Genomic DNA, 518 nt, shown 5'->3' on the forward strand with positions numbered 1-518 from the left:
TGCGCAGCTTGCCATCACGACGCTCCACTGGACCAAGCACGTCGTTACAGCTGATTGCACCCGCAGGCAGCGTCGCGCCCTCGGGCAGCTTGGCGAAGTCCAGGGCCAAGCCATTGATAGTCAGCATGTCACCCAGCCGGGAAAGGCTAAACGGCTGATCAGAGAAGACGGTACAGAACTTGATAATCATCAGAACCACCTACCGAATGCGACCCACTGATAGCCGTAGGTCTGGATAACATCCCAAGAGTGAATGATCTGGAACGATGTGGTGTTGGTTGCGGCCGTCCGTGCGTAGCCCTTGAACTCGTTAGAGACGTTGACCGACGTGATATTCAGGACGATGTGATAGGCGCCAGCCAGCGCCACAGGTAGTGCAAAAGAGCCCGCCTTTACCCCCATGCTCGCTTGGTCAAGATTTGCCACGCCACGCATGATGATGGTGCCATCAGCAAACTTGGTGTAGCTGCCGCTGGAGTTGCTGCCGGCCTCGATAATCGCGCCAGTTGGAACGCCGC

Annotated in this window: 2 pseudogenes; both read right to left on the reverse strand. The window is 57.1% G+C overall.

The annotated features are described in order from the left end of the window. A pseudogene (locus BGP85_RS00210) lies at window positions 1-190 on the reverse strand (hypothetical protein); the annotation flags it as partial. Next, window positions 190-518 (reverse strand): annotated as a pseudogene (locus BGP85_RS00215) (hypothetical protein); the annotation flags it as partial. The pseudogenes BGP85_RS00215 and BGP85_RS00210, both read right to left, overlap by 1 nt.

It is taken from the genome of Pseudomonas putida, assembly GCF_002906855.1.
Classification (GTDB): domain Bacteria; phylum Pseudomonadota; class Gammaproteobacteria; order Pseudomonadales; family Pseudomonadaceae; genus Aquipseudomonas; species Aquipseudomonas putida_N.